We start from the raw sequence: 8,815 nt of genomic DNA on the forward strand, positions 1-8,815 counted from the left end.
TAGGGCACTTATGCCTACTTGGTATTTACAATCTAAATTATGCATTTATTTAAATGGATTATCTTGCCGTTTGCCATACTATCTATACTCTTAATTTCATGTAAATCGGAAACCAAAACAGCTGAGGTACCCGAAATTCAGCAGGGCAATAAAATTGATAGAGATCGAAAAAATGCTGTTGACGTTATTACCCGCAGTATGGAATTTCAAATCGTCGACACCTTAAAATCCGGTTGGAATACATTTGTTTACAATAACTTATCAAACGAAACTCATTTTTTCATTTTTGAAAAACTTCCTGAAGGTATTCGATTAGAAAATTATAAAAATGAACTCGTTCCTCCCTTCGAGTTCGCCTTTGAACAGTTTCTGGAGGGCAATATCGAATCGGGGATGAAAGCGCTTGAGCAAATTCCGAAGTGGTTCTATGATGTTGAATTATACGGTGGCGTGGGATTGGTATCGCCAAAACATACGGCCAGATCAACCCTGTTTTTAGACCCTGGATATTATGCCATGGAATGTTATATTAGGATGCCTAATGGGAAAGCCCATGCTTTTATGGGCATGCTCAAGGAAATTGTGGTATTAAAAGAGTCTACGGCGCACAAGGAACCTGAATCAGATGTAGACATCACCATTTCAACGTTAGAAGGCATTTCATTTCATGATGAAATTACTCAAGGGTATCATACGATTAAAGTTTTTTTTAAAGATCAACAGCAATATGAAACCTTATTAGGTCATGATGTTAATTTAGTGAGATTAGAAAATCTAAGCCTCACCGACAGTTTAAATTCATGGATTAACGCTGCAGATATTAACCAATTTCGAACACCTGCTCCTCATGGTGTTACTTTTTTGGGAGGGGTTAACGATCTTTCGGCAGGTAAAACAGGTTATTTTTCGGCCGACTTCTCACCCGGTCTCTATGCGTTTATTTCAGAAGTCCCTCAAAGTAAAGCCAAAGGAATGCTAAAAACATTTATTGTAGACTAATAAAGGGCGGTGAATTTTAACCAGATAGATACCTTGTGTAAATTAGTGGAGGGGTAGCATGATGTATTTTGCTTTGATTTTTTAGTAAGACCACTATAATTACAATTGTAGTTCGTAGGCTTAAATACTTCCAACATGACCTCACCCCTTGCATTCGTAGAAAAAGTTTAACTGTCTTTTTAATTTTTAGTACATTTAGTCAAGGTCTAAATCTTGATTTTCAAGACAAATTGCATATAGAATAATGGATTTTATTTGAGGTTTATATCTAAAAAAAATTAAAGCTCCAAACGTATTTAGCTAATGGAAAATTTGTCATAATCCTCCTGGCAACAACACGCTATTAAATAATATGTATGAATGATCAATTAAAGTCCTTGCTATTTGCTATCGTCGTAGTTATTAGTAGTATTCAATGTTCGCAAAAATCAAAAATAATCCTACCTCCGGGTGATTCCGATAATGGAGGTCTTTTTATACCGGATCATTTTGAAGCTTTAGTGGTTACCGATAGTATTGAAGGTAAAGCAAGGCATCTTGCTGTTAATAATTTCGGAACCATCTTCGTAAATTTAAGATATTCCAAAAACGGAGAAACCATAGGGATATTAAAAGACACTACTCATAATGGAAAAGCCGACCTCATTGAACTCCATGGTAATATAAAAAAGCAAGAATCAGGTTCAAGAGGCAGTTACTCCACTGCAATGAAAATTCATAATGGCTACCTGTATTTTAGCACGGAATTAGTGGTCTACAGACACAAACTGGATGAACATGGGGAAATCGTTCCCGGTGAACCCGAAGTCATTATGACCGATGATCATCCTCACAGACAACATCAACATATTGGTAAGCCCATAGCTTTTGACAATAAAGGCTATATGTATGTCCCTTTTGGAGGACCTTCCAATGCTTGTCAAGTAGAGGGACGAACCCCCGGATCTCCAGGTATGGATCCTTGTCCGCAGTTAGAGGACCATGGTGGTATATGGCGATTCGATGCCAACAAAACCAATCAAACACAAAAGGACGGCTATAAATTTGCTACTGGTATTAGAAGTGTGGTAGGATTGGACTGGAATCCTGTAGATGAAACCCTGTATGCTGTCGTTCATGGCAGAGACGATTTATTCCGTTTATTCCCTGAAAAATATACCCCATGGCAGAGTGCCATGCTGCCATCCGAAGAATTCATAAGAGTTACAGAAGGATCAGATTTTGGTTGGCCTTATTGCTATTATGATCAAATTCAAAAAAAGAAAGTTTTGGCTCCAGAATACGGAGGTGATGGAAAAATAATAGGACGATGTGAATCTTTTGATGATCCCTTAATTGGTTTTCCAGGACATTGGGCTCCCAACGATTTAATGTTTTACCAGAGTGACCAGCTTCCGGAATATTATAAAAATGGAGCCTTTATTGCTTTTCATGGCTCTACCAATAGAGCGCCTTATCCACAAGCCGGATATTTTGTAGGATTTGTTCCATTTAAAAATGGGAAGGCCACGGGAGAATGGGAGGTTTTTGCAGATGGATTTGCTCAAATTGACCCCATCATAAGTGTGTATCGGGCGGTCAACAGGCCTATGGGACTATCTACCGGTCCCGATGGTTCTATGTACATTAGCGATTCCAATCAGGGAAAGGTTTGGAGAGTTATGTATAAAGGGGATAAAAATAATTTTGGAGAAAATGAACGCGCAAATATGAGACTGCGAAAACTGGCAAACCATATTAAAACTCCAGATGAAGAAAACGATAACTTAATGAAAGATGAAAACCTTTCAGAAGGGCATACCTTATATTTCCGCTATTGCAGTGCTTGTCACCAGGATGACGGTCATGGAGCCGGTGGAAGATTCCCACCCCTGGTCAATACGGATTGGGTCACAGGAGATAAAACGAGATTGATTAATATTGTTTTAAAAGGATTAGAAGGTACAATTGAAGTAAATGGTTTATCTTTTAGTGGTCTAATGCCCCAACACAGTTTTTTAAAAGATGATGAAATAGCCACCATTTTAACCTATATAAGAACAAATTTTGGAAATGAAGCCTCTGCAATAGAGATCCATGAAGTAAGTAAGGTAAGAAAAATGTTAAACCAAGATAAGGCTCATAAGCATTAAATGCTAAAATAACACACCATATTAGTTACACTTTAAAAATAAGTCATGTTTAAATTAAATAAATCCATCATCTTAAGTATTTGCTCATTGTTTTTTATAGGTTCTTTAGCCTTAGGACAGGATTATGATATCCTCATAAAAGGAGGGGTTGTAATAGATGCGAGGAACAATATCAACAAGGTTATGGATGTTGCCATTCGCGATGGAAAAATAGCTCAGGTCAGTCCCAGTATCTTACAGACTCGTGCAAAAAAAACAATTGATGCTTCAGGACTCATAGTTACTCCGGGCTTATTGGACATCCATGGTCATAATTTTTTTGGAACCCAACCCAAGGCTTATTTAAGTAATAGTTTTAGTAGTCTTCCTCCAGATGGATTTACTTTTAAAAGCGGCGTCACCACTATTGTAGATGCAGGTGGTTCAGGGTGGAAAAATTTTGAAACTTTTAAAGAACAAACCATTGACCGGTCTCAAACCCGTGTATTAGCTTTTATAAATATCATTGGTTCCGGCATGAAAGGTGGTGCCATCGAGCAAAATATCACCGATATGGATGCCGAGGCCACTGCCAATAAAGCCAAACAATATCCCGGAATTATAATAGGTATTAAATTGGCTCATTATTCAGGTCCGTCATGGACGCCCACAGATCTAACCATACAAGCCGGAACTTTGGCGGATATTCCGGTAATGATTGATTTTGGAGGTAGTGATCCGGAATTAAATATGGAAACCTTATTATTAGAAAAGTTAAGACCAGGGGATATATTTACTCATTGTTATGCCCGGGTTAAAGGCAGAACACCTCTTGTGGATAGCAAGGGAAAGGTTAGGCGATATGTTTTTGCAGCTCAAAAGAAAGGCGTCATATTCGATGTCGGTCACGGTGGCGGCAGTTTCTCCTTTAAACAAGCTATTCCGGCTACAGAACAAGGCTTCTGGCCAAACTCAATTAGTACAGATTTACATACCGGAAGCATGAATGGAGGCATGAAGGACCTTACCAATATTATGTCTAAATTTCTAAATATGGGTATGCCTTTAAAAGAGGTCGTTAAAAGTGTGACCTGGAATCCGGCTCAATATATCAAAAGAAAGGATTTGGGACATTTATCGGAAGGGGCTGTTGCCGATATTACGCTGTTAAAATTAAGTCATGGCGATTTTGGCTTTATTGATACTGAAGGTTTAAAAATGATGGGCAATCAAAAATTAATTTGCGAATTAACGCTTAGAGAGGGCGAAATAGTTTGGGACCTAAATGGCATGGCATCCCCCTTATGGAATGAATAATATTAAAACTGTACAGACATGTATTTTGACTTAAAACGATTAACACCATTCCATATATGAAATCCACTTTTAAATTATTATTACTTAGTGCACTGTTATGCCTATGCATTACGATCCTGCTGATTATTTTGGGAATGGGATCAAAAACAGGCATTCCTCTTATGCTATTTTTCTTTTTACTCGCCTTATCAGTGCGGTATACCCAAAAATTCAAAGGATTTTCATTTACCATATTAATCTTTGCCGCTGTTACAATATCCATGTACTATCCTACCTTTTTTTCGAGCCTTGGAGGATTTGACCTTAAAAAATTAATAGTTCCACTACTTCAGATTATCATGTTTGGTATGGGAACAGCAATGAGCATCAAGGATTTTGCAGGTGTGGTAAGAATGCCTAAAGGGGTTTTGGTTGGTATCTGTTGCCAGTTTACCATAATGCCCATATTAGGCTTTAGCATAGCACACCTTTTTGGTTTTGCCCCGGAGATTGCAGCAGGTATTGTTTTAATTGGATCTTCACCCAGCGGTTTAGCTTCTAATGTTATGGCGTATCTGGCAAAGGCGAACTTAGCCTTATCGGTAACCTTAACGGCAGTTTCTACAGTTCTTGCCCCTATTATGACACCGCTTTTAATGAAATTTTTTGCAGGACAATTTGTACCGATCGAATTCTGGCCGATGATGCTTAGTATTTTAAAAATTGTCATTCTGCCTGTAATAATAGGCCTGGTTTTTAATCACTTTTTCCATGGTAAAGCCAAATGGCTCGATAAAGCAATGCCTATAATTTCAATGGCGGGAATTGCATTGATAATCACCATCATTACTGCAGCCGGAAGAGATAGTTTACTTACTATTGGTTTATTATTGGTACTCGCTGCTATTATTCATAATATGGCCGGGTACTTTTTAGGATACTGGGCTGGCAGGGCCTTAAAAATGAGTGAACAAGATTGTCGTACAATTGCATTGGAGGTAGGCATGCAAAATGGTGGACTGGCTTCCGGTATTGCTCTTGAAATGGGTAAAGTGTCTACTGTAGGGTTAGCTCCTGCAGTGTTCGGTCCATGGATGAATATATCCGGATCCTCACTTGCGACATGGTGGAGAGATAAAGATGCTCTTAAGAACGTCCGTTCCGATATTCCCAATAAACACTAAACATCAAACAAATTATATATGAAAAGAATACATTTAACGGTTTTAATAAGCTTCTGCTTACTTATGTTTAATGCCGTCATTTCGCAAACCATAACTAAAGAACAAACCATATTCCTAACCCCATTATGGGAAGGAGAACGATTTTTGGATGGCAGACCTAAAGTCCCGGATAATATTTTGGAACGAATGAAAAGTGTGTCCATTGAAGAAGCCTGGGGCGTTCTCAGAAATGAAGGGTATCACAATCAGTTTGAAGGTGGATGGAAGCCCCTACACGATGATGTCCCCTTTGTGGGTAGAGCACTTACAGCCCAATACATGCCCAATCGTCCGGATGTTGCCCATCAAATTACAAAGAAAGGAAAAGAAGACGGTCGTGTTGGAAATACCAATTCCTGGCCTATAGATATGCTCGTTAGTGGAGATGTTTATGTGGCCGATTGCTTTGGAAAAATTGTTGATGGGACATTAATAGGGGATAACCTGGGCAATGCCATTTATGCTAAATCAAAAACCGGTGTCGTTTTTAATGCTTCCAGTCGCGATATGGAAGGGCTCTCTAAAATTGAAGGGTTTAATGCCTTTGTAAGAGATTGGCATCCCTCGTTTCTAACCGAAGTCATGCTTTTAAGCTTAAATACCCCTATAAGAATTGGAGCGGCTACTGTTTTACCCGGTGACATCGTTTTGGCAAAACGAGAAGGTGTTATATTTATTCCTGCTCACTTGGCTGAAAAAATTGTGGTCACCTCTGAAATTGTAAGACTTCGCGATCTTTTTGGAATCACAAGACTTAAAGAGGGTAAATACAGCCCGGGACAAATAGATAATAAATGGTCCGATGACATTGAAAAAGATTTTTCAAAATGGCTTAACGACCATATAGACGAATTACCGGTACCTAAAGAACAAATTGAAGAATTATTAAAAAACAGAATGTGGTAAATCGTATTTTTATCCATGGAACAGCACCGTATAACACCAATAATCAATAAATTTTTTAATTATGAACAACTTAAATATCAAAACAAGCAGAAGATCCTCCATAAAAAAAATGGGGATGGCTCTTATTGGGGCCTTTGGATTAGGCATGACCAACAAGGCCATAGCTAAAGAATCAAAACCCAAAAAAGAAGTGCTGGATTCACCAAAAAATGAACAGGACATTCCTCTGTTTTCAGGAGCGGTAAGACATGGAAACACCCTATATATAGCGGGGAAAGGTGCTCATTTTGAAGGAGACATTAAAGCCCACACCGATCATGTTCTAAAAGAACTTCAAAAAGAGCTTGAAAGAAACGGTTCCTCTATGGAACAAGTTTTAAAAGTTAATGTTTATCTGCATGATTTGGAAGATTATAAAGGAATGAACGAGGTATATCGAGGACGGTTTGGTAAAAACCCACCCGTTAGAACTACGGTTGCCACCTATGGCGGCGTCCCGGGAAAATCATTGGTAGAAATGGACTGTATTGCAGCAATCGATGAATAAAACAATAAACTATGGTAGGTCGAAGAAAACTATTAAAATCGCTTTCCCTTCTTCCTCTGGCGGGTACGGTACTTGGCTCGGAATGGTTGCATGGACAGTCCATGACCAAAAAGGTGTTGGAAGCGACAGCATCACGCAATTTTTTTAAAGAATTAGGTATTCGAACTTTTATTAATGCAGCAGGGACCTATACCTCAATGACTGGATCGTTAATGCCAGAAGAAGTAACCCAAGCCATAACTTATGGTGCGTCCGAATATGTTAATCTCGACGAATTGCATGATAGGGTTGGTGAGCGAATTGCTGAATTACTGGACTGTGAATATGCCACGGTAACTTCGGGAGCTTTTGGGGCAATGACGATAGGGCTTGCCGGAGTTATTTCCGGAATGGATGAGGATAAAGTTGCACAGCTTCCTGATACAACGGGACTTAAAAATGAAGTCATTCTTCAAGAATCCCATAACATTGTGTACACCCATGCCTTAAAAAACGTAGGTGTGAAAATAATAACGGTAAAAACGGCAAAAGAGTTAAAAAAGGCCATCAATCCAAAGACGGCAATGTTATGGTTTTTAAATGCCAACACAGATGAAGGAGAGATTAAACACGAAGAGTTTATTGAAATGGGGAAAACATTTGGTATTCCCACATTTATCGATTGTGCAGCTGATGTGCCACCCGTAGAAAATCTCTTCAAATTCACAAAAATGGGGTTTGATTTGGTGGCTTTTTCAGGAGGCAAAGGACTAAGAGGTCCTCAGAGTGCAGGGTTACTATTAGGTAATAAGGAGCTCATACTTGCTGCCCGCCAGCATACGCCTCCGCGAGGACACACCATTGGACGTGGAATGAAAGTAAACAAAGAAGAGGTGTTAGGCATGTTGGTTGCTTTAGAACTTTATCTGCAAAAAGATCATCATAAAGAATGGGAAATGTGGGAATCACAGATTAAATTAATTAGTGATAGCGCGAAGTCCGTTAAGGGGGTTGACACAGAAATTCATACGCCCAAATATGCCAATCATGTACCATCCTTAAAAGTGAGATGGGATCAAGATAGGGTTAAAATCACTCCCAATGAAGCAAGAAAAAAATTGAAAGAGGGTCATCCTTCTATAGAAACCGTCGGAAACGACAAAGAAATTGGTATCACAACCTGGATGATGACCCCCGGTCAAGAAAGGTTAGTGGCACAACGACTTAAAGAGGTGCTTTCCTATTCTTAACCACTTAGTCTATGGATTTATCCTTAGCATCAAGCCATCCAAGGATGAGGATGTAGTGCACTTTGGGTGGTATCTATAAAAAACAAAGGGCCCTCCATCTTTCGATGCAGGGCCCCAAAAAAGGCAACGACCTACTCTCCCACTAATGCAGTACCATCGGCGCTAACGGGCTTAACTTCTCTGTTCGGAATGGTAAGAGGTGAGCCCCGTCGCTATAACCACCTTAAGCCTTAGTCCCGCAAGATCTGCGGGATCCCTTTCCCTTAGAAAGGGTATATCTTAACATATTGAAAAAATTACATGGACGAATAATTCAGAAAATCCTTCATTTAAAAAAAACAGGCGTACAATAAGCCTACGGGCTATTAGTACCACTTGGCTGCATACGTTACCGCACTTACACCTGTGGCCTATCAACGTGGTCGTCTCCCACGGCCCTTTAAAGAAATCTCATCTTGTGGTGGGTTTCGCGCTTATATGCTTTCAGCGCTTATCCCTTCCGGA

At 39.3% G+C, this 8,815-nt stretch carries 7 protein-coding genes and 2 rRNA genes; 7 read left to right on the top strand and 2 right to left on the bottom strand.

Annotated elements, in window-relative coordinates:
• Positions 1-39: 39 nt before the first annotated feature.
• From MR054_RS11615 to MR054_RS11645, 7 genes are all read left to right on the top strand, one after another.
• Positions 40-999 (top strand): hypothetical protein, encoded by a 960-nt coding sequence (locus MR054_RS11615; protein ID WP_242157980.1) that lies wholly within the window; start codon positions 40-42, stop codon positions 997-999.
• A gap of 356 nt (positions 1,000-1,355) precedes the next feature.
• Positions 1,356-3,131 (top strand): PQQ-dependent sugar dehydrogenase, encoded by a 1,776-nt coding sequence (locus MR054_RS11620; RefSeq protein ID WP_242157981.1) that lies wholly within the window; start codon positions 1,356-1,358, stop codon positions 3,129-3,131.
• Positions 3,132-3,176: 45 nt separating this feature from the next.
• The gene (locus MR054_RS11625; RefSeq protein ID WP_242157982.1) at positions 3,177-4,427 is read left to right on the top strand and encodes an amidohydrolase/deacetylase family metallohydrolase; all 1,251 of its coding nucleotides are present in this window, start codon (positions 3,177-3,179) and stop codon (positions 4,425-4,427) included.
• 161 nt (positions 4,428-4,588) lie between these two features.
• Complete coding sequence (locus tag MR054_RS11630; RefSeq protein WP_242157983.1) at positions 4,589-5,590, top strand: bile acid:sodium symporter family protein; 1,002 nt, start codon at positions 4,589-4,591, stop codon at positions 5,588-5,590.
• An 18-nt stretch (positions 5,591-5,608) separates the two neighbouring features.
• On the top strand, positions 5,609-6,535 hold the full coding sequence (locus tag MR054_RS11635) for an RraA family protein (protein ID WP_242157984.1): 927 nt from the start codon (positions 5,609-5,611) through the stop codon (positions 6,533-6,535).
• A 61-nt stretch (positions 6,536-6,596) separates the two neighbouring features.
• Positions 6,597-7,082 carry a RidA family protein gene (locus MR054_RS11640; RefSeq protein ID WP_242157985.1) on the top strand — a complete coding sequence of 162 codons (486 nt, stop codon included), beginning with the start codon at positions 6,597-6,599 and terminating at the stop codon, positions 7,080-7,082.
• A gap of 11 nt (positions 7,083-7,093) precedes the next feature.
• Positions 7,094-8,311: an aminotransferase class V-fold PLP-dependent enzyme gene (locus MR054_RS11645; protein WP_242157986.1), complete on the top strand. Its 1,218-nt coding sequence runs from the start codon at positions 7,094-7,096 to the stop codon at positions 8,309-8,311.
• Positions 8,312-8,429: 118 nt separating this feature from the next.
• On the opposite strand, the gene rrf is transcribed toward MR054_RS11645, so the two are convergent.
• Both rrf and MR054_RS11655 read right to left on the bottom strand, forming a co-directional pair.
• A 5S ribosomal RNA gene (rrf, locus tag MR054_RS11650) occupies positions 8,430-8,537 on the bottom strand.
• Positions 8,538-8,656: 119 nt separating this feature from the next.
• A 23S ribosomal RNA gene (locus MR054_RS11655) occupies positions 8,657-8,815 on the bottom strand; the annotation flags it as partial.

This window comes from Aestuariivivens sediminis (assembly GCF_022662105.1).
Classification (GTDB): Bacteria; Bacteroidota; Bacteroidia; order Flavobacteriales; family Flavobacteriaceae; genus Aestuariivivens; species Aestuariivivens sediminis.